This window comes from Streptomyces sp. NPDC001002 (assembly GCF_053599215.1).
The window spans coordinates 90,407-110,761 of record NZ_JBSFLV010000011.1 but is presented as its reverse complement, the minus strand read 5'-3'; the positions used below and the strand labels follow the sequence as shown (position 1 = coordinate 110,761).

Annotated in this window: 13 protein-coding genes and 1 pseudogene; 8 read left to right on the top strand and 6 right to left on the bottom strand. The window is 72.9% G+C overall.

Annotated elements, in window-relative coordinates; translation table 11 throughout:
- Positions 1-86 precede the first annotated feature (86 nt).
- Positions 87-812: an FMN-binding protein gene (locus ACWDR3_RS08520; RefSeq protein ID WP_450351693.1), complete on the bottom strand. Its 726-nt coding sequence runs from the start codon at positions 810-812 to the stop codon at positions 87-89.
- 20 nt (positions 813-832) lie between these two features.
- Positions 833-2,170 (bottom strand): ferredoxin reductase family protein, encoded by a 1,338-nt coding sequence (locus ACWDR3_RS08515; RefSeq protein WP_450351692.1) that lies wholly within the window; start codon positions 2,168-2,170, stop codon positions 833-835.
- Between the two features lie 154 nt (positions 2,171-2,324).
- Between ACWDR3_RS08515 and ACWDR3_RS08510 the strand changes: the two genes are divergently transcribed.
- From ACWDR3_RS08510 to ACWDR3_RS08500, 3 genes are read left to right on the top strand one after another with little or no spacing between them, the layout of a single operon-like run.
- Positions 2,325-3,014: a response regulator transcription factor gene (locus ACWDR3_RS08510; RefSeq protein WP_185146008.1), complete on the top strand. Its 690-nt coding sequence runs from the start codon at positions 2,325-2,327 to the stop codon at positions 3,012-3,014.
- Complete coding sequence (locus ACWDR3_RS08505; protein WP_450351691.1) at positions 3,011-4,471, top strand: sensor histidine kinase; 1,461 nt, start codon at positions 3,011-3,013, stop codon at positions 4,469-4,471. Before ACWDR3_RS08510 ends, ACWDR3_RS08505 begins: the two co-directional genes overlap by 4 nt.
- Before the next feature lie 52 nt (positions 4,472-4,523).
- A complete protein-coding gene (locus ACWDR3_RS08500) occupies positions 4,524-5,516 on the top strand; it encodes an NAD-dependent epimerase/dehydratase family protein (protein WP_450351690.1) in 993 nt (330 codons plus the stop codon).
- Between the two features lie 30 nt (positions 5,517-5,546).
- Here the strand turns inward: ACWDR3_RS08500 and ACWDR3_RS08495 are convergent, their stop codons facing one another.
- Positions 5,547-6,665 carry a sensor histidine kinase gene (locus ACWDR3_RS08495; protein WP_450351689.1) on the bottom strand — a complete coding sequence of 373 codons (1,119 nt, stop codon included), beginning with the start codon at positions 6,663-6,665 and terminating at the stop codon, positions 5,547-5,549.
- 3 nt (positions 6,666-6,668) lie between these two features.
- Complete coding sequence (locus tag ACWDR3_RS08490) at positions 6,669-7,472, bottom strand: response regulator transcription factor (RefSeq protein WP_450351688.1); 804 nt, start codon at positions 7,470-7,472, stop codon at positions 6,669-6,671.
- Positions 7,473-7,619: 147 nt separating this feature from the next.
- On the opposite strand from ACWDR3_RS08490, the gene ACWDR3_RS08485 reads away from it, so the two are divergent.
- From ACWDR3_RS08485 to ACWDR3_RS08475, 3 genes and pseudogenes are all read left to right on the top strand, one after another.
- Positions 7,620-8,306: a glycosyltransferase family 2 protein gene (locus tag ACWDR3_RS08485; protein ID WP_450351697.1), complete on the top strand. Its 687-nt coding sequence runs from the start codon at positions 7,620-7,622 to the stop codon at positions 8,304-8,306.
- Positions 8,303-8,920, top strand: coding sequence for a TIGR04282 family arsenosugar biosynthesis glycosyltransferase (locus ACWDR3_RS08480; protein ID WP_450351687.1), 618 nt, complete (start codon positions 8,303-8,305; stop codon positions 8,918-8,920). The genes ACWDR3_RS08485 and ACWDR3_RS08480 overlap by 4 nt, the downstream gene beginning before the upstream one ends.
- A gap of 5 nt (positions 8,921-8,925) precedes the next feature.
- A pseudogene (locus tag ACWDR3_RS08475) lies at positions 8,926-9,627 on the top strand (class I SAM-dependent methyltransferase); the annotation flags it as partial.
- Here ACWDR3_RS08475 and ACWDR3_RS08470 read toward each other — a convergent pair.
- Together ACWDR3_RS08470 and ACWDR3_RS08465 are read right to left on the bottom strand one after the other, a co-directional pair.
- Positions 9,564-10,088, bottom strand: a complete 525-nt coding sequence (locus tag ACWDR3_RS08470; protein WP_450351686.1) for a hypothetical protein — start codon at positions 10,086-10,088, stop codon at positions 9,564-9,566. The pseudogene ACWDR3_RS08475 and the gene ACWDR3_RS08470 sit on opposite strands and share 64 nt — an antisense overlap.
- A gap of 52 nt (positions 10,089-10,140) precedes the next feature.
- Positions 10,141-11,385, bottom strand: coding sequence for a molybdopterin-dependent oxidoreductase (locus ACWDR3_RS08465; protein ID WP_450351685.1), 1,245 nt, complete (start codon positions 11,383-11,385; stop codon positions 10,141-10,143).
- Positions 11,386-11,546: 161 nt separating this feature from the next.
- Between ACWDR3_RS08465 and ACWDR3_RS08460 the strand changes: the two genes are divergently transcribed.
- Complete coding sequence (locus tag ACWDR3_RS08460) at positions 11,547-12,890, top strand: hypothetical protein (RefSeq protein ID WP_450351696.1); 1,344 nt, start codon at positions 11,547-11,549, stop codon at positions 12,888-12,890.
- 471 nt (positions 12,891-13,361) lie between these two features.
- A complete protein-coding gene (locus tag ACWDR3_RS08455) occupies positions 13,362-20,354 on the top strand; it encodes an SDR family oxidoreductase (protein WP_450351684.1) in 6,993 nt (2,330 codons plus the stop codon).
- The last annotated feature ends 1 nt before the right edge of the window (position 20,355 follow it).

The following is a 20,355-nucleotide window of genomic DNA, read 5'->3' as shown; positions in this document are numbered from 1 at the left end:
CGGCCTCGAACTCGCCCTCGCCGCCGCCCTCTTCATCGATGCGGAGGGACACCGGGAAGCCCATCACGTGTTCGACGCGGCGCATCTCAGGCCGCCTTCGCGTCGAGCGCGGCCTGGAGGGACTCCTTGTAGCCGTCGCTGGTGATGGTCGCGCCGGACACCGTGTCGATGTCGGCACTCTGCTTCTCCAGCGTCTCCGAGATCAGCACCGGCACCGCGGCCGTGGTCTGCGGATGGTTCGGCTGCTGGAGCATCTTCACGGCGCTGATCTTGTCGCCCTCAAGGGTCACCTGGACCTGCACGGGGCCCTTCTCCGTGTTCACGGTGGAACCGGTGAGGGTCTGCGAGGTCGTGGCGGGGGACGACGCCGACGCCGACGGAGAAGGCGACGCGGCGGCCGACTCGGCGTTCGCGTCGATCGCCGCCTGGAGGGACTCCTTGTAGGCGCCGCTGGTGATCGTCGCACCGGACACGGTGTCGATGTCCGCGCTCTGCGCCTCCAGCGTCTCCGAGATCAGCACCGGCACGGCGGCCGTGGTCTGCGGGTGGTTGGGCTGCTGGAGCATCTTCACGGCGGTGATCTTGTCGCCGTCGAAGGTCACCTGGACCTGAACAGGTCCCTTCTCGGTGTTGACCAGCGTGCCCTTGACGACCGTGCCGGAGGACGTGCCGGACGAACTGCCCGAGGAGGAGGACGGTGTCGAGGCGGGCTCGGAGGCTTGGGTGCTCGTCGTGCCGAGGGACGGCTCGTAGCGCCAGACCGGGACGAGACCGGCGATGCTCAGGACGACGACGGGTATGGCTCGCTTCACGATGGCTCTCTCAGTCTCTCTCAACCGGCCAGGCTGAAGCGCTCGAAGTGGATCTGCTGCTTGGGCACGCCCAGGTCGCCGAGGCTGCGCAGCACCGCGTTCATCATCGGGGGCGGTCCGCACAGGAAGACGTCCCGGTCGCCGATGTCCGGGACCAGCCGGGCCAGTTCGCGCGGCGCCAGCTTGTCGGGCACGGGCGGTCCGGTGACCAGGTGGAGTTCGGCGCCCTTGGCGAGGGCGAGGTCGCGCAGTTCGTCGTAGAGGACGGCGTCGCGGTCGGAGGAGACGCGGTAGAGGACGACGGCGTGGCCCTCCAGGTCTTCCAGCAGGGCCCGGATCGGGGTGACGCCGACGCCGCCGGCGATGAGCAGGGACTCCGACTTGGTGCGGTGCAGGGTGGTGAAGGCGCCGTAGGGGCCCTCGGCGAAGACGCGCGTGCCGACCTTCAGGTGGCGCAGGGCGGCGCTGCCCTCGCCGGCCGCCTTGGCGGTGAGGCGCAGGCTGCGGCCGTCGGGGGCGGCGGAGAGGGAGAAGGGGTTGGCCTGCCACCAGCGGTCCCGGGTCAGGAAGCGCCACAGGAAGAACTGGCCGGCCTGCGCGGGCAGCTTGTCGAGGTCCTTGCCGGTGATGGTGATCGAGACGACGTTGTGGGACTCGGGCACGACCGCCGCGACGCGGAACTGGTGGCGGGTGTTGCGCCACAGCGGCAGGACCACGCGGCCCAGGACCACCGAGCCGAGGGCGACGCCCCAGACCCCGTACCAGTACGAGGTCGCGGCCGACGAGGACGTGAAGGTCGTACCGACCGCGACCTGGTGCGTGAACGCGAGCACCACGGCGACGTAGGTGTAGAGGTGGATGAAGTGCCAGGTCTCGTAGGCGAGGCGGCGGCGGGCGTAGCGGGCGGAGACCGCGCCGACCACGAGGATGATGCCGAAGGCGACGACGGCGCGGAAGACGCCCTCGGTGGTCTCGGCCAGGTCGATGATCTCGCTGACCGGGCCGACGCCGGTGCCGTCCGCGTAGCCGAAGGTGATGAAGACGACGTGCGCCAGCAGCGTCCACAGGATGCCGAAGCCGGTCCAGCGGTGCCACGAGGTCAGCCGGTCCATGCCGATGCGGCGGTCGAGCCAGGGCAGCCGGGCCACGAGGACCAGCTGGAAGGCCATGAGGAGGGCGCCGTAGAGGCCGGCGGCCCGGCCGATCACGATCAGCGCGTTGGAGGCGAAGCCCGCCTGGGCGAAGAAGTAGGCGACCACGGCCACGTTCGCGGCCAGCACGGCGTACAGGCTCGTGCGCGCCACCACCCTGGGCCGTATCGCCGTGGGGGGCGCGGGGGGCGATTGGACGGTCGTCACGGGACGGCAGCTCCTAGATCGGGTCCTGGATATCCGAAAGCTTGGCTGGCCAGGCCTGTCGTTTTGCTGTCGGACAACTTTCAAGTGCTTATCGATACGGTCGCCCGAGGACACCGGCCGTGGCATTCAGGCCCGGGTGGCGCACTATGTGCGGGTGGAAAAAGTACGACTCCTCGTCGTGGACGACGACCCGCCGATCGCCGATCTCGTCGCGACGGTCGCCCGCTACGAGGGCTGGGAGGCGGTCACCGCGAACTCCGGCGAGGAGGCGCTGCGGCGGGCCGCCGAGTTCCATCCGGACATCGTGGTGCTCGACCTGATGCTGCCGGACCTGGACGGCTTCGGCGTGCTCGACCGGCTGCGCGGCTCGGGCACGATGGTGCCGGTGGTGTTCCTGACCGCGCGGGACGCGGTCGCCGACCGGGTGGCCGGGCTGACCCGGGGCGGAGACGACTACCTGGTCAAGCCGTTCGCGGTGGAGGAGCTGATGGCCCGGCTGCGGACCGTGCTGCGACGCAGCGCGGGGCCCGGGTTCCAGCGGTCGGTCCTCCAGGTCGCGGACCTGACGATGGACGAGGACACCCGCGAGGTGCGGCGCGGCGACAAGCTGCTCACGCTCACCCCGACCGAGTACGAGGTGCTGCGCTTCCTGATGCGCAAGTCACCGACCGTGATGACCAAGGCGCAGATCCTCGACCATGTGTGGGAGTACGGCTTCGGGGGCCGCTCGAACGTGGTGGAGCTGGTCGTCAGCCGGCTGCGCCGCAAGCTCGACGACACGGGCGAGCCGCTGATCCACACCGTGCGCGGCTTCGGGTACGTGGTCCGGCAGGTCGCCGAGTGATCGGGCGGCTGCGCCGCACGTACGGCAGGCTGCGGCTCGGCACCCGGCTCGCGCTGGGCCTCGGGGTGCTGGCCCTGGTGGCGTTCGGCGTCGTCGGCACCGCCCTGACGATGTACATGCGGGACTATCTGTCGGCCCAGCTCGACGACCAGCTCGGCCTCGCCCAGACCGCCCAGTCCAAGAACATCGCGGCGAAGGGCTCCCTGGAGGGCAAGAAGTACTACCGCTGGTACTACGCGGTGTACGACGTCAAGGACGGCAACCCCGTGCTGCGCAAGCCCGAGGACGACTCGGACCTGCCCACGGACATAAAGGACCTCACCGCCCTGGCCAAGGCGCAGACCTCCGCCAAGTCCGAGCTGCTGCGCACCCGGAACATCACGGGCGAGGGCGAGTACCGGCTGCGCGCCTGCGAGGTCGAGCCCGGGGTGGTGCTGGTCAGCGGGGCGCCGATGGACAACATCGACGACACGGTCAAGCAGCTGGTGACCATCCAGGTGGTCGCCTTCGGGGTCGCGCTGCTGGCCCTGGTGGTGTTCGGGCGCCGGCTGCTGCGGCGCGGTCTGCAACCGCTGAGCGACATGGCGCACACCGCGCACGGCATCGCCTCGCACGACCTGACCGAGTCGGCGGCCCGGCTGCCGCTGCGCGCGGACGAGCGGGGCGGCGGCCCGGAGGTCGAGGAACTCCGCACCGCCTTCAACACCATGTTGGAGCACATCGACGACTCCCTCGCGGTCCGCGCGGAGGCGGAACAGCGACTGCGCCGGTTCGTCGCGGACGCCTCGCACGAGCTGCGGACACCCCTCATGTCGGTACGGGGCTACGCGGACCTCTTCCAGTACGCCGCCGCCAACGCCCCCGAGGAGCGGGACAAGCACCTGGCCCGGCTGCGCGCCGAGGCCGCCCGCATGGGCGTGCTCCTCGACGACCTGCTGCTGCTCGCCCGCCTCGACGCGGCGGAGGTCGAGGCGCCGCTGCGGATGCGGGAGTCGGACCTGGTGGAGCTGGCCGAGGAGGCCGCGGACGCGTTCCGCGCGAGCCACGCCGACCATCCGCTGACGGTCGAGAAGGGCCCCGAGTCGCTCCGGCTGCGGCTGGACCCGCAGCGCGTTCGTCAGGTCCTGGACAACCTCCTCACCAACGCGGCCGTCCACACCCCCGTGGGCACCCCTGTCTCGATCGCGGTCTCGGCCGAGGGCTCCGGCGCGGTGGTCCGGGTCACGGACGCGGGCCCCGGTATCCCGGCCGCCGACCGGGAGCGCGTCTTCGACCGCTTCTACCGCGTGGACAAGGCCCGCAGCCGCGACCGGGGCGGCAGCGGCCTGGGCCTGTCGGTCGCGAACGCGCTGGTGCGGGCGCACGGCGGGACGATCGAGCTGGGCGGAGGACCGGGCGAGACCGTGTTCACGGTCCGGCTCCCGCTCAACGGCACGGCAGGTCTTACGGACCCGTGACGTGCGAGGTGTGAGCCCTCGCCGAGCCGGGTCGCCGCCCTAGCGTGGACGCATGCGAGTACTGGTCACCGGCGGTGCCGGGTTCATCGGGTCCCATGTCGTACGGGCACTGGAGGCACACGGGCACGAGCCCGTCGTGTACGACGACCGCGCCGACCCGGCCCGGGACGTACGGGACCCGGACGCCGTCCGCCGCGCCCTGTCCGGCGTCGACGCGGTCTGCCACCAGGCGGCGATGGTCGGCCTCGGCACCGGTTTCGCGGACGCCGCCCAGTACGTCTCCCGCAACGACCTCGGCACCGCCGTGCTGCTCACCGCGATGGCCGAGACGGGCGTACGGCGCCTCGTGCTGGCCGGGTCGATGGTCGTGTACGGCGAGGGGCGGTACGTCTGCTCCGCGCACGGGGTCGTCCGGCCGGGCCCGCGTGCGGTCGCCGACCTCGACGCCGGCCGCTTCGAACCGCCCTGTCCGACGTGCGGGGCGGAGCTGTCGCGCGGGCTGGTCGCGGAGGACGCCCCGGTCGACCCGCGGAACGTGTACGCGACGACCAAGCTCACCCAGGAACACCTGGCGGCGGCCTGGGCCCGTGCCACTCCCGGCGCCTCGGCGGTGTCGCTGCGCTACCACAACGTGTACGGCCCCGGCATGCCCCGCGACACCCCGTACGCGGGCGTCGCCTCCTTCTTCCGCTCGTCGCTGGCCCGCGGTGAGGCACCGCGCGTCTTCGAAGACGGGCGCCAGCTAAGGGACTTCATCCATGTGCGGGATGTGGCGGCGGCCAACGTGGCCGCGCTGGAGGCGAGTTCACCCGAAGGCGCGCTGTCGGTCTACAACACCGGCAGCGGCGAGCCGCACACGGTCGGCGAGATGGCCCGCGCGCTGGCCGCCGCCCACGGTGGCCCGGAGCCTGTGGTCACCGGGGAGTACCGGCTCGGCGACGTACGGCACATCGCGGCCGACTCGACGCTGCTGCGCACGGAGTTGGGGTGGAAGGCGGGGGTGGGGTTCGAGGAGGGGATGCGGGAGTTCGCTGCGGCGGAGTAGAGGTATTGGGCGTTACCTGAGGCGGGCGGCTCACACCTCAGGCACCGGAACCGGCAGGGTCACCTCGAAGCGGCAGCCTCCGGGGATGTTCCGTACGGTGGCCCGGCCCTGGTGGGCCTCGACGATGCCCCGCACGATGGCGAGGCCAAGTCCCGCTCCGGCGGGGGGAGTTCGGGCGTGGGTGCCGCGCCATCCGGTGTCGAAGACGCGGGGCAGGTCCTCCTCCGGAATGCCTCCGCAACCGTCCGTGACGGACAACACCACGCCTTCCGGGGAGCGTTCGGCGGCTACAGCGACCGTGCCGTCGGCCGGGGTGCGCCGGATCGCGTTGATGAGCAGGTTGCCCAGCACGCGGCTCATCTCCTTGCCGTCCACTTCCACCGGGACGGGCTCGACCCGATCCCCGATCAGCCGCACGCCGTGCTCGCTGGCCAGCGCGTCGGCCCCCGCGAGGGCGTCGCCGACGAGGTCGAACACGGAGATCCGGCTGGGGCTCAGCGCCAGCGCCCCCGCGTGGATGCGGGAGAGCTCGAAGAGGTCGCCGACCATGTCGTTGAGGCGTTCGACCTCGGTACGGATCTGGCGGAGGTAGCGGTCGGGGTCGTCGGCGACGCCGTCCTCCAGGGCCTCGGACATCGCGCGCAGTCCGGCGAGCGGGGTGCGCAGGTCGTGGGAGATCCAGGCGACGAGCTCGCGCCGGGAGGACTCCAGGGCGCGTTCGCGTTCCCGGGACTCGGCGAGGCGGGCGCTGGTGCTCTCCAACTCCCGGCTGAGGTCGGCGAGTTCGGCGGTGGCCGCGCCCTCGGGGGTGGTGAAGTCACCGCCGTCGCCGAAGGAGCGGGCGGCGAGCGCGAGGGCTTTGCTGCGGCCGACGACCCAGCGGCCCAGCAGCAGGGCGGTCGCCAGGGAGACCACGGTGGCCATGGCGACGACCGTCGTGACGACGCTCAGGTCGTGGCTGGACAGGAACATCGCCTGCGCGACGGCCAGCGTCCCCGCGAGCATCGCGGTGACGGCGACGGCGGCCACCACGGCGAGATGCGCGACGACCGAGCGCCGCCGGATCATCAGCAGGACGCCGGCGCCGAGGAGCCCGGCCGCGGCGGCGCCGAGGAAGGCGAAGAGAGCGATGAGGATGGTGTCACGCATGACTCAGGCCTCCTGTCCGGAACCGTCTCCGGGGGCGTCCGGCCCGGAGCCGTCCCGACCCGGCGCGTCCTGACCTGCGCCGTCGTGCCCCGCCGCCTCCTGTCCCGTCGCGTCGAACCGATACCCGACCCCCCACACCGTCTGGATCAGGCGGGGCCGGGCCGGATCGTCCTCGACCTTGCCGCGCAGGCGCCGGACGTGGACCGTCACGGTCGACAGGTCGCCGAAGTCCCAGCCCCACACCTCCCGCATCAGGTCCTCGCGGCTGTAGACGCGTCCGGGATGGCGGAGGAAGAAGGCGAGGAGGTCGAACTCCCGGATGGTGAGGGCGAGTTCGGCTCCGCCCTTGAGGGCGCGGCGAGCCGCCGGGTCGAGCGAGAGACCGGCCGCTCGCAACGGGCCGCGCGGCGCCGACGCAGGCCGGGCCCGACGCAGCACGGACTCGACGCGGAGCACCAGTTCGCGGGGGCTGAAGGGCTTGGTGACGTAGTCGTCGGCGCCGACCTCCAGGCCGAGGATGCGGTCGTCCTCGTCGCCGCGCGCGGTGAGCATGATCACCGGCACGGGCCCCTGCCCGCGCATCCGCCGGCACACTTCGAGGCCGTCCATGCCGGGCAGCATCAGATCGAGGACGACGAGATCCGGCCAGTGCGCGGCGGCCCGGGCCAGCGCGTCGGGGCCGTCGCCGGCCCGGTCGACCACGTATCCGGCCCGGTCGAGGTATCCGGAGACGACCTCGGCGACGGTGGGGTCGTCGTCCACGACGAGGACCCTCGCCCCGTCCGCTGCGTACGGCTGCTGTTCCATGCCGCCAGCCTCGCACCCGGCCCGTGCCGATGCCGTCGCAGGCCTCTGACGTCCGCGTTTCGTAAGAACCCGAAGTCCGAAATGCCCGTTTTTCATTCGTAGGGTGAGAGCGTGACGACCACCCCCACCTCCTCCCCCTTCCCGGCCATGGCGTCCTCCGGCGTCGACGTCGTGCTCCCGTGCCTCGACGAGGCCGAGGCGCTGCCCGAAGTCCTGGCGCGGGTGCCGGCCGGCTGGCGCGCCCTCGTCGTGGACAACGGCTCCACGGACGGTTCGGCCGAGCTCGCCCGCGCGCTCGGCGCGACCGTCGTGCGCGAGGAGCGGCGCGGATTCGGCGCCGCCTGCCACGCGGGTCTGCTGGCCGCCACGGCGGACATCGTCTGCTTCTGCGACTGCGACGCGTCCCTCGACCCGGCCGACCTGGTGCCCTTCGTGGACCGGATCCGGTCCGGCGCGGCCGACCTGGTGCTGGGCCGGCGCCGGCCGCAGGGCCGCGGCAGCTGGCCGCCGCACGCCCGGGCCGGCAACCTCGCGCTCGCCCAACTCCTGCGCCGCCGCACGGGTTTGCGCCTGCACGACCTCGGCCCCCTGCGCGCCGCCCGCCGCGAATCGCTCCTCTCCCTCGGCCTCACGGACCGCCGCAGCGGCTACCCGCTCCAGATGGTCGTCCGCGCCGCCGAGGCGGGCTGGCGGATCGCCGAGTACGACGTCCCGTACCGTCCCCGGCTCGGCGCCTCCAAAGTGACCGGGACCTGGCGCGGCACCTGGCAGGCGGTACGGGACATGAACCGCGTACTGGCCGAGCGTCCCGCCGACGAGGGAGCCCTGCGATGACCACGACCACGCTCCTCGTCATCGCCAAGGAACCCCGCCCCGGCCGGGTCAAGACGCGACTGACCCCGCCGTTCACGCCGGAGGAGGCCGCGGCCCTCGCCGAGGCAGCGCTCGCGGACACCCTCGACACGGTGGCGCGCACCCCGGCCGACCGCCGGGTCCTGGTCCTCGACGGCGCGCCCGGCCCCTGGCTGCCGCCCGGCTTCGAGGTGGTGCCGCAGTGCGCGGGCGGCCTCGACGTCCGGCTCGCGGCGGCCTTCGCGGGCTGCACCGGCCCCACCCTCCTCGTCGGCATGGACACCCCCCAGATCACCCCGGACCTCCTCGCCGTCGACTTCACCGACTGCGACGCGTACTTCGGCCCCGCCGAGGACGGCGGCTTCTGGTCCCTGGGCCTGGCCGAGCCCGACCCCGCGCTCCTCCTCGGCGTCCCCATGTCGACCCCGCACACCGGCGCCGCCCAACGGGCCCGGCTGGCGGGCCTGCGGGTACGGGAGCTGCCGCGCCTCCGGGACGTGGACACGGCGTACGACGCGGAGGTCGTGGCGCGGGCGGCGGCAGGGAGCCGATTCGCCGCGCGCTGGGCCGAGTTGACCGGAGCGGGGGTTCGGTGAGCGGCGTGACGAGGGTGGCCGAACGGGTCGCCCGGCAGAGCGGCTCGGTCGAGGCACGGCCCTGGTCCGCCGATCCGTACTCCGACGCCCTGCGCAACGGCCGAGGGCCGCTCTTCCTGCGGCGGGCCGACGGCTGGTTGCTGCCGCTGGAGGTCGAGCGCTGGTGCGCGGACGCCGACGCGGCGGACCTGGAGGTGCTGCACCGCTGCGAGGGCCCGGTGCTGGACGTCGGCTGCGGGCCGGGACGCCTGGTCGCGGCTTTGGCCGTACGAGGCCGGCGGGTGCTCGGCATCGACGTGAGCGAGGCGGCCGTGGCCCGCACGGTGGCCCTCGGCGGCCAGGCCCTGCACCGGTCGGTCTTCGAACCGCTGCCCGGTGAGGGCCGTTGGGGCACGGCACTCCTGATCGACGGGAACGTCGGCATCGGCGGCGACCCGCGCGCCCTGCTCGACCGCACCGCCCAACTCCTCGCCCCCGACGGCCTGTTGATCGCCGAGACAGTGGCGGGACTGGACGTCGACGAGCAGATCCACGTATGTGTCACCGACGCCCGCGGGACCGTCGGCACCGCCTTCCCGTGGGCGCGGCTCGGCACGCCGGCCCTGCTGCGGCTCGGGGACCGCGCGGGCTGGCGTGCCGTCGATCAGTGGTCGGCCGACGGCCGATCCTTCGTCGCCCTGCGCAGCCGCACCGCGTACCGCAGGACGTAGAGCAGGGCCGAGCCGCCGAACAGCGCCGACGTCAGCAGCAGCCAGCGGGCCGCGAAGCCGTCGGCGGACAGGCCGGTGGCGCGGGTGTATCGCCCCGCCACCTCACCGCCGATGAGCGGGAACCACACCAGCAGAAGCAGCCCGGACAGGGCGGCGGGCACCCGGACGTACATCACCGCGTCCCTGCGTCGGCCCGCCGCCCGCACGAGCGCGCGGTCCGCCGCCGCGTACAACGGCAGCAGGACCAGGTCGTGGAGCAGGGCCGCGCCGACGATCCACAGCGCCACGTCGAACCAGTCACGATCGAGGAGTCGCACGCCCGCATAGGCGGCGAGCGCGAACGAGCAGGCGAGCAGGAGGAGTTGGAACGGGCTGCCGAGCTTGAGGCGGGGGCGGAACGGGCTGCCGAGCGGAAGCCGGACGCGGAGCGTGCTGCCGAGTGGAAAGCGGGGGCGCATCACAGAACTCCTGAGGTCGGTCGCGTCGCGGGTCGCCGGGAAGTCGTCGGCATCACAGGTCTCCGAAGGTCAACCGGCCCACCCACTTGGTGTTGAGCACCCCGGGCGCCGCGGGCACGATGATCCGTGCCGGGTGACCGTGGTCGGGGGTCAGTTCCGCTCCGTTGACGAAGAGCGCGAGCAGGGAGCGGGGGTCGGCGACTTGGTTGGCGCGCAGGGCCGCCCGGCGGAACGAGCCGTGCATCTGCAGCGACTCGACGAAGACGTCGGTCGGCTCGTCGTGTCCGACGAGGGCGGCGAGGTCCCGCAGCCGTACCCCGCGCCACAGTTGGTCGGAGGTGGCCCAGCCCTCGACGCAGGCGATGGGCAACGCGGCGCTGTGCAAGGGGTGTTGGAGCAGTTCGGCCCGGCTGAGCCGGACGGTGCCACCGCGTCCCGTCACGACCAGGCGCCAGGCCTCCTCGCTCGTCTCGGCCGCGCTGATCCCGGCGTACGCGGCGGTCTTGTTGATCTGGAAGGCGCCGGGTCCGTTCCCGGGTTCGGTGCCGCCGTGCGGGGCGAGGAGCGCGCTCCAGCGCAGCCCGTCGAAGCTCCGCCCGACCGTCGTACCGAACAGCAGCAGCGAACCGCCCCCGACGAACGCGACCGCGCCACGGCGCGACACGGTGGGCGGGGCAGGGTTCGGGGAGGTCAACTCGTCGCTCTCGCCCGGCAGTTCGTGCACATCAGGCTGCCCGCGCAGCACACGCAGATTCCGTAGAGCCGCCGGCGTCTTCAGCACGGCGTGCGCGATGAACGCGGCGAAGAACACCCAGGCGCCGTAGAAGTGCAGGGGGTAGAAGGAGCCGGGGAAGATGTAGTCGAGCTGGACGTTCAGGACGCCGGTGACGAACTCGAAGAGGCCGCCGCCGACCAGGAGCAGCAGCGAGAGCCGTTCCAGGGCGTGGGTCAGGGAGCGGGCCGGCGGCAGCGTGAACAGCTTGGGCACGACCGACCACAGCTTGGCCAGCAGGACGGGGATCAGCGTGATCCCGAGGGTGACGTGGACGCCTTGGGTGAGCCGGTACAGCCAGTGCGGGTCGGTCGGCCAGGCGAACAGGTAGAAGCCGAGCAGCCCCTTGCCCGGGGTCTTGTCGTTCACCGGCGACAGGTCCGGGTTGTAGGCGGCGTACGACAGCAGTCCCGTCACGAACAGCACCGTGATCCCGCCGAGCAGGACGAGGCCGAGCAGCGAGGTGAACCAGGGCCCGCGCAACGGGCTGCGCCAGAACGCGGGTGAGAAGGGAGTGCGTGGCATGCCCCGACGGTAGGTCCGCGAGCACCCTTGAAAGGGTCTGCGAATCATGACGAAAGTCTGACGTCCGCCCACGTCAGCGCCTCGGACGGGCCACGGCGGCCTAGCGTTCCCACGTGCACCGCGACCTTCTCCCCGACCTGACCCGACCCCTTCGCCGCCGCATCCCCGGTCGCGATCTGTGTCGTGATCCCCGTCGCGACCTACGCCTTGATCTCTGCTCGGCCCTCGCGGCAGCCGTCCTCGTCCTCGCCGCCGTTCTCATCGGCCGGGCGATCCAGCACCGCGACGGCTCGCTCCGCGTCAACTGGCCGCCCCTGCTGGCGGATTGGAATCCGCACGTGGGCCCTGGCACACCGGCCGCGATCGTCGTCGCGGTCGGCGTCATCGCGTACGGCCCCACGCTCACCGCCCGGCTCCCCTGGCGCGCGCTGCTCCTCGCGGTCTGGGCGGCGGGGTCGGCGTGGACGTGGTCTCTCGCCCTGGTCGACGGCTGGAACCGGGGTGTCGCCGAGCAGCTGACGACGAGGAACGAGTACCTGCGCTCCGTCGGCCGCTTCCACGACATCCCGTACGCCCTGCGGGACTTCACCCGCCACATCCTGATCGACTCCCCCGACAACTGGCCCGCGCACGTCGCCGGGCACCCGCCGGGCGCCACCCTCACCTTCGTCCTGCTGGACCGGATCGGACTGGGCGGCGGTGGCTGGGCCGGCGCCTTCGTCATCACCGTCGGCACCACCGCGGCGGTCGCGGTCCTGATCGCCGTACGCGCCCTGGCCGACGAGGAGTCGGCCCGGCGCGCCGCCCCCTTCCTGGTACTGGCCCCGGCCGCGGTATGGGTGGGCACCTCGGCCGACGGCTACTTCGCGGCGGTCGCCGCGTGGGCACTCACGCTGCTCGCGCTGGCGGTCACGGGCCACCGACCGCGATGGTTCGGCCTCACCTCCGGCCTGCTCTTCGGCCTGACCGCCTACCTCTCGTACGGCCTCACCCTCTTCGCCCTGATCGCGGCGGCCGTACTCCTCCTGGGCCACGCCCGCGCCCGCCCGCTGCCCTTCGTCCTGGCCGGACTCGCCGTCGTACCCGTGGTGTTCACCGCGCTGGGCTTCAACTGGTGGGAGGCGTACCGCCTGTTGGTCACCCGCTACTACCAAGGCGCGGGCGGGGTACGCCCGTACGGCTACTGGGTGTGGGCGAACCTGGCCGGTACGGCGATCATCGTCGGCCCGGCGACGGCGGCCGGTCTGCGCCGCACCGGGGCGACCCTCCTGCGGCGCGACCGGACGTCCGCCTGCCGCCTCGCGCTCCTCGTCGCCGCCGCCCTGCTCGCCCTCCTCGTCGCGGACCTGTCGGGCATGAGCAAGGCGGAGACGGAACGCATCTGGCTGCCGTTCGCGATGTGGCTGCTGCCGTCCTGCGCATTCCTGACGGCGCCGCGTGCGTGGCTGGCCGGACAGGCTGTGCTCGCCCTCCTCGTCAATCACCTCTTGCTGACGGGTTGGTGAACAACGCGACGGGAAGAACGCGTCCGCGAAGAAAGCGCTGACATTCCGGTGACTGTCGACTGAAACTACAACAGCGGCTTTTGGCTGCGGATGGACGGAATTCGGCGACGCACAATTCCGCACACAACTCGCGCGCCCTCCGCGATACGAAATGTTTACGTGGGCTCCGCCCCCTGTCCGTCACGTTTCGGAGGCATGTGACGCAAGTGAATGCGAGCACGCCCCGGAGGGAATTGGGCGCGGAATGGCCGGATTTTCCGACGTTTGGGATGAGCTGGCGGGACTGGCTGGATCAAGGCGCGGGGCCGATCGACCGGGTAGGCGATGTTGACCCGCGGGTAACCGTGGGGCTAGCTTTTCACTAGTTATCCACACGACTTTCCACGCATAACGGTGTGCCCTTTCGCACCGGTTCGCCGCTCGTAGGCCGTATCCCCCCACCGTGCAGTTTCGCCGTTCATTCGGAGAATCATGACGTCTGCCCTGCGTGCCGAAGACTTGATCATTGGAATCACGCCGCTGCGTGAACCGGACGCCCGACTCGCCGCGGCCGTCAGCCGTGCCGGTGGTCTAGGCGTACTCGATCTCGGACCCGGTGACCGAAGAACCAGAGAGGCCCTGGCCCGGTTGCACCGCTGGGTGCCCGGGCCTTACGGGGTGCGCCTCGGAGCGGGCTGCCGGATCCGACCCGCCGAGCTCGCGGACGGCCCGGCCACCGTGGTCCTGACCGCCGACGCCCCGGTGCCGATCGCGGAACTCGCCGGGGCCCATCGCGTCCTCGTCGAGGTGACCGACCTCGACCAAGCCCTCGTCGCGGTCCGCTCCGGTGCGCACGGGCTGATCGCCCGCGGCAGTGAAAGCGGCGGCCGGGTAGGCGAGTTGAGCACGTTCGTGCTCCTGCAGCAGCTGCTGGCCGAACCCCGCGTGGACGTCCCGGTCTGGGCCTGTGGCGGCATCGGTCCGCGTACGGCCGCCGCGGCGGTGGCCGGCGGGGCGGCCGGGGTCGTGCTCGACAGTCAGCTCGCGCTGCTGGCCGAGTCCGGGCTGCCCGAGGCGGCGGCCGCGGCGCTGCGTTCGATGGACGGCTCCGAGACGACGGTCGTGGCCGGTCACCGGGTCCTGCACCGCCGGGGCCCGGACGCCCCCAAGGTGCGGAGCGACGATCCGGCCGAGGTGGCCCGTTCCCTCGGCGCCCAGGATCTCCGCACCCAGCTCCTGCCCGTGGGTCAAGACGGCTTTCTCGCCGCGCGGTTCGCCGAGCGGTGGGGTGACGTCGGTGGAGTGGTCCGTGGACTGACCGCCGCCGTGCGGGACGCCGTGCAGGACGACGGACCCGCAGTGGCGCTTCGTCACGATTCCCCCATGAGCCAGGCCCTCGGCACCGAACTGCCCATCGCCCAGGGGCCGATGACCCGGGTGAGCGACCAGGCGGGGTTCGCCGCCGCGGTCGCCGGCGGGGGCGGACTGCCGTTCATCGCGCTGGCGTTGGCGACCGGCGAGCAGACGCACGCGATGCTGACGCAGACCCGGGACGCCGTGGCCGGCCGGCCCTGGGGCGTCGGAGTGCTCGGCTTCGCACCCGAGGAGACCAGGAACGCCCAGCTCGAAGCGGTACGGCAACTCCGGCCCACGCACGCGATCATCGCCGGCGGCCGGCCCTCGCAGGCCGAGGCGCTGGAGGCCGCCGGGATCCGCACCTTCCTGCACGTGCCCTCCCCGGGGCTGCTGCGGCAGTTCCTGGAGGCGGGCGTCCGCCGGTTCGTCTTCGAGGGCTCGGAGTGCGGCGGCCACGTCGGACCTCGCAACAGCTTTCCGCTCTGGGAGGCCCAACTCGCCGTCCTGGAGGACTTCCCCAAGGCCGAAGGCCTGGAGGTGTTCTTCGCGGGCGGTGTCCACGACGAGCGCTCGGCCGCGATGGTCGCCGCACTCGCCGCCCCGCTGACCGCGCGCGGCGCGGCCGTCGGCGTCCTCATGGGCACCGCCTACCTGTTCACCGAGGAAGCGGTGGAGTGCGGGGCGATCCGGCCCCTGTTCCAGGAACAGGTCGTACGGGCGACGAGCACCGCCCTGCTGGAGACCGCGCCCGGCCATGCGACCCGCTGTGTACGGAGCCCGTTCAGCGACGGTTTCCGCGAGTTGGGGGACGAGCTGCGTGCGCGTGGCGTACCCGACCGGCGGATGTGGGAGGAGCTGGAGCGGCTCAACGTCGGCCGACTGCGGATCGCCAGCAAGGGCGTCGAGCGGGACACCGGTGGCGAGTTGGCCGCCGTCGACGAGGAACGGCAGCTCGCCGAGGGGATGTTCATGGCCGGCGAGGTGGCCGTGCTGCGCTCGGCGACCACGACCGTCGACGCGCTGCACCGCTCGGTGACGGCGGGCGCCGCCGAGTTCTACGCCGGGCGGTCCCGTGAACTCCTCGGCGAGGACGAGGACTTGGGTGAGGAGGCCGTACCCGAGCCGCTCGACATCGCTGTCGTCGGTATGGCCTGCATGTTCCCGGGGGCACCGGACCTCGCCTCCTTCTGGGCCAACGTCCTGGGCGGCAATGACGCGGTCGGCGAGGTGCCGGCCGCCCGCTGGGACCCCGCCGTGCACTGGTCCGAGGACGGCACGGGCGTCACCCCGTCCAAGTGGGGCGGCTTCCTGCCCGAGATCCCCTTCGACCCGCTGCGCTACGGCATCCCGCCGACCTCCCTCGGCAACATCGAGCCGGTGCAGCTGCTGGCCCTCGAAGCGGCCCGGCGGGCGCTGGAGGACGCCGGATACGGCGAGCGGGGGCGGGAGTTCGACCGGGCCCGCACCTCGGTGGTGTTCGGCGCGGAGGCCGGCAGCGACCTCTCCAACGCGACCACCCTGCGGGCCGTACTGCCCTCGTACTACGGCAAGGTCCCCGACGGTCTGGCCGAGCAGCTGCCGGACCTCACCGAGGACTCCTTCCCGGGCATGCTCGCCAACGTTGTCTCCGGCCGGATCGCCAACCGGCTCGACCTCGGCGGCGCCAACTACACGGTGGACGCGGCCTGTGCCTCCTCGCTGGCCGCGCTGGACGTCGCCTGCAAGGAACTCGTGGGCGGCACCAGCGACGTCGTGCTGTGCGGCGGCGCCGACCTGCACAACGGCATCAACGACTACGTGCTCTTCTCGTCCGTGCACGCTCTGTCCCCCACCGGCCGCTCCCGGGCCTTCGACAGTTCGGCCGACGGCATCGCGCTCGGCGAGGGTGTCGCGTGCGTCGTCCTGAAGCGGCTGTCCGACGCCGAGCGCGACGGCGACCGGATCTACGGTGTGGTCAAGGGAGTCGGCAGCTCCAGCGACGGCCGCTCGCTGGGCCTGACCGCACCGCGCCCTGAGGGGCAGCGGGCCGCGCTGCAGCGGGCGTACCGCAACGCGGGTGTCTCGCCTGCCGAGGTCGGTCTCGTCGAGGCGCACGGCACGGGGACGGTGGTCGGCGACCGTACCGAACTCACCATCCTCAGCGAGGTGTTCACCGAGTCCGGTGCCGCGCCCGGCAGTTGCGCGCTCGGCTCGGTCAAGTCGCAGATCGGGCACACCAAGTGCGCCGCCGGTCTCGCGGGGCTCATCAAGACCGTGCTGTCCCTGTACACCGGGGTCAAGCCGCCCACCCTGCACGTACGGCGGCCCAACGCGGCCTGGCGGGAGGGCGAGAGCCCCTTCGTCTTCCACAGCGAGGCCCGCCCCTGGGCGGCACCGGCCGGCGAACGCATCGCGGGGCTGAGCGCGTTCGGCTTCGGCGGCACCAACTTCCATGCCGTGATCGAGGCCCACGCCGACGCCGTACCGCCGGCCCACGGCCTCAACTCCTGGCCGGCCGAGCTGTTCACCTTCCGGGGGACGGACTCGGCGGCGGCCCGACGGGGCATGGAGACCGTCCTGAAGACCGCGGAGTCCTCCGGCGCCAACGGTCAACTGCCGTGGCGCCTACGGGATCTCGCGCTCGCCGCGTCCCGCAGGTCGGACGCCCGCCAGGAGCCCGTCCAGGCGGCGGTGGTCGCGACGGACGTCGAGGGACTGGTGACGGGACTGCGGCGCGCGCTGGCCGGTGAGCACGATCCGGCGGCCGGGATCCATCTGGCGAACACATCGAACTCGGCGACCGACCCCGCGCAAGTCACCCCACCGACCGCTCCCCACACGGCAGTTGAGGGCAAGGTCGCCTTTCTCTTCCCCGGCCAGGGAAGCCAGCGACCCGGAATGCTCGCGGACGTCTTCGTCGCCTTCCCCGAACTCCAGCACTACCTCCAGCTCGGCCGCGACCACGCCGCCGCGCTCTATCCGCCCGCCGCGTTCGACGACGCCGGACGGGACCGCGCGCAGGCCGACCTGACCGACACGCGGGTCGCCCAACCGGCCCTCGGGATCACCTCGCTCGCCGCGTACTCCCTGCTCGGCGCGGCGGGTGTGCGGCCCGACATGGCGGCCGGGCACAGCTACGGCGAGCTGGCCGCCCTGTGCGCGGCCGGGGTGATCGAGCCGGAGGCACTGCTGGAGCTGAGCTCCGAGCGTGCCGCGGCGATCCTCGCGGCCACCGGCGGGGACGACCCGGGCACGATGGCCGCGGTCGCCGCCGGTGCCGAGGAGGTCGCGGCGGCTCTGCGGGCGACCAGCGCCCCCGAGTCGGTCGTCCTCGCCAACCACAACTCGCCCCAGCAGACGGTGATTTCGGGCCCGACGGACGCGGTGGTCACCGCCGTACGGCTGCTGCGCGAGGCAGGACTCGGCGCCAAGCGCATCTCCGTGGCCTGCGCCTTCCACAGCCCCTTGGTGGCGGACGCGGGCGAGCGGTTCGCGCAGGCGCTCGCGGATCGGCCCGTGCACCCGCCGGAGTTCCCGGTGTGGTCCAACCGCACCGCCGCCCCCTACGCCGGTGACGCCGACGCGATCCGCGCCGAACTCGCCGCCCAGATCGGCGCACCGGTCCGCTTCGTCGCGCAGATCGAGGCGATGTACGAGGCCGGGGCGCGCATCTTCGTGGAGGCGGGGCCCGGGGCGGTGCTGACCCGGCTGGTCGGCCAGATCCTCGGTGACCGCCCGCACCAGGTCGTCGCCTGCGAGCCGCGTCCCGGCAGCGGGCTGCGCGGCTGGCTCGACGCGCTGGCCCAACTGGCCGTCGCCGGCGTGCCGGTGCGCACCGGATGGCTGTTCCAGGGGCGTGACGCGGTCGACGCGACCAAGGCGACCGCACCCAAGCGCCCCGGCTGGACGGTCGACGGCCAGTTGGTCCGTACGGCCGCAGGAGACACCCTTCCCGGTGCGCTCGCACCGGCTCGACGCGTTGTGGAGACGATCGTGACGACGAACCAGCCGGGCCCCGCCCCGGTCAACCGGGACGAGCTGATCGCCGAATTCCTGCGCACCAGCCGGGAGATGGTGGCCGCGCAACGGGACGTCCTGTTGACGTACTTCGGTGCGACAGCCCCAGGACAGTGGGTGCCCGCGCCCGCGGCCGCACCCATGCAGTGGGTCCCCGGGACCACCGCGGCGCCCGTACCGGCAGCGGTCGCGTCCGTCGCGCAGGAAGCACCCCTGCCCCAACTCCCTGTGCCCGCGCAGGAATCCGCGGCGCCCGCTGCCGAGGCTCTCGGTGAGGCCGACGTCCTCGGTGTCGTCCTGGAGATCATCAGCGAACGGACCGGCTACCCCGTCGACATGATCGAGCCCGACCTCGACCTGGAGGCGGACCTCAGCATCGACTCCATCAAACGGGCCGAGATAGCAGGGGAGTTGGCGAAGCGACTGGGCATCGGTGCCGGGATGGACGTGACCGCGCTGGACGACTCCGAGCTGGAGGACCTGGCGAAGGCCCGTACGGCGGCCTCGGTGACGGACTGGCTGGCGGCGCGCCTGACCGGGCCCACGACGACGGCTCAGGAGCAGCCTGCCGCGACTCCTGACACGCCTGTCACCCCCGCTGCCCCGGCCGCACCCGACACCCCGGACGTCGGTGGCGTGGCTCCCCGGCGCTTCGTGCTCCGGTCCGTGCTCCTCCCTGGACACGGAAGCGCCCTCGCCGGCGAGGGCGCTTCCGTCAGCCTCAACTCCCCCGCGCTGGCCGGGAAGCGCTTCGTGCTCCTCGGTGACGACGACACCGCGGCCGTGGCCCGTGAGGTCGCCGCACGGCTGGCCGCGCACGGCGCCGAGGTGACCCCGCTCGCCGCCGACCACCTGCTCACCGAGGCCGACGGGGCCGTGGACGGCGTGCTGTTCCTCGACCCGCTTGCCGGCGCCCGGCCCCCGGTGCTGCCCGACGCGTTCGCCGTCCTCAAGGCGGTCCTGGGACGCGCGCCACGCCACCTGCTGGCGGTGCGCCCCGCCGAGCCGCACCCCCGCTCGGCGGGCCTGCACGGGCTGTTCCGTACGGTCGCCCGCGAGTACCCGGACACCCGTGCGCGGATCGTCGACGTCGACGACCTGACCCCAACTGCCGTGGCAGACGCGGTGGTCGGCGAGTTGACCGCCGACGACGACACTCCCGTCGTGGTGCGCGGCGCGTCCGGACGGCACGGCCTGGAGCTGACCGAGGTGCCGCTCGGGGCGCTCGCCACCAACGGCGCCGGACCGGCGGGTGACGGAGCCGCCGAGGCCGCCGCGCTCGGCCTGGACCGCGACTCGGTGGTGCTGCTGGTCGGCGGCGCGCGGGGCATCACCGCGAAGTTCGCCGCCGCGCTGGCCGGGGCCTCCCGGTGCCGGATCGAACTGCTCGGCCGTACGCCCGCCCCGGTCGGACCCGAGGACCCGGCGACCGCCGCCGCCCGCACCCCCGCCGAACTGCGCGCCGCCCTCGCCGCGCAGGGCGGTCGCTCCCCCGCCGACATCAACCGCGCCGCCGAACTCCTGCTGGCCCAGCGGGAGATCACCGCCACGCTGGCGGAACTGGCCGCGCTCGGCAGCCCGGCGCGCTACCACTCCGTCGACTTCCGCGAACCCGACGGCGCCCTCCAGGCGGTGAAGGAGATCCACGCCGAGCACGGCCGCCTCGACGGGGTCGTCTACGCGGCCGGGGTGATCGAGGACCGGCTGATCGCGGAGAAGACCGCCGAGTCCTTCCAACGGGTCTACGGCACCAAGACGGAGGGCGCCGAGACCCTGCTCTCCGCCCTGGCCGAACTCCCCAACGGCCCTGCTTTCGCGGTGCTGTTCGGCAGCATCTCGGCCGTCCTCGGCAACCGCGGGCAGGTCGACTACGCCGCCGCCAACGACGCGCTGGAGAGTCTCGGCACGGCCTGGGCGGCCCGCACCGGGCGGCGCGCGCTGACCGTGCACTGGGGACCGTGGGCGCCCACCGGCGGTCATCACGGCATGGTGACACCGGAGTTGGGCCGCGAGTACGCCCGGCGCGGGATCGGCCTGATCGACCCGGAGGAGGGCACCGCGGCACTGCTGCGCGAACTCGCCTGGGGCGAGGAGTCGGCCCGGTCCGTCGTCTACACCGCGTCGGGCTGGTGAC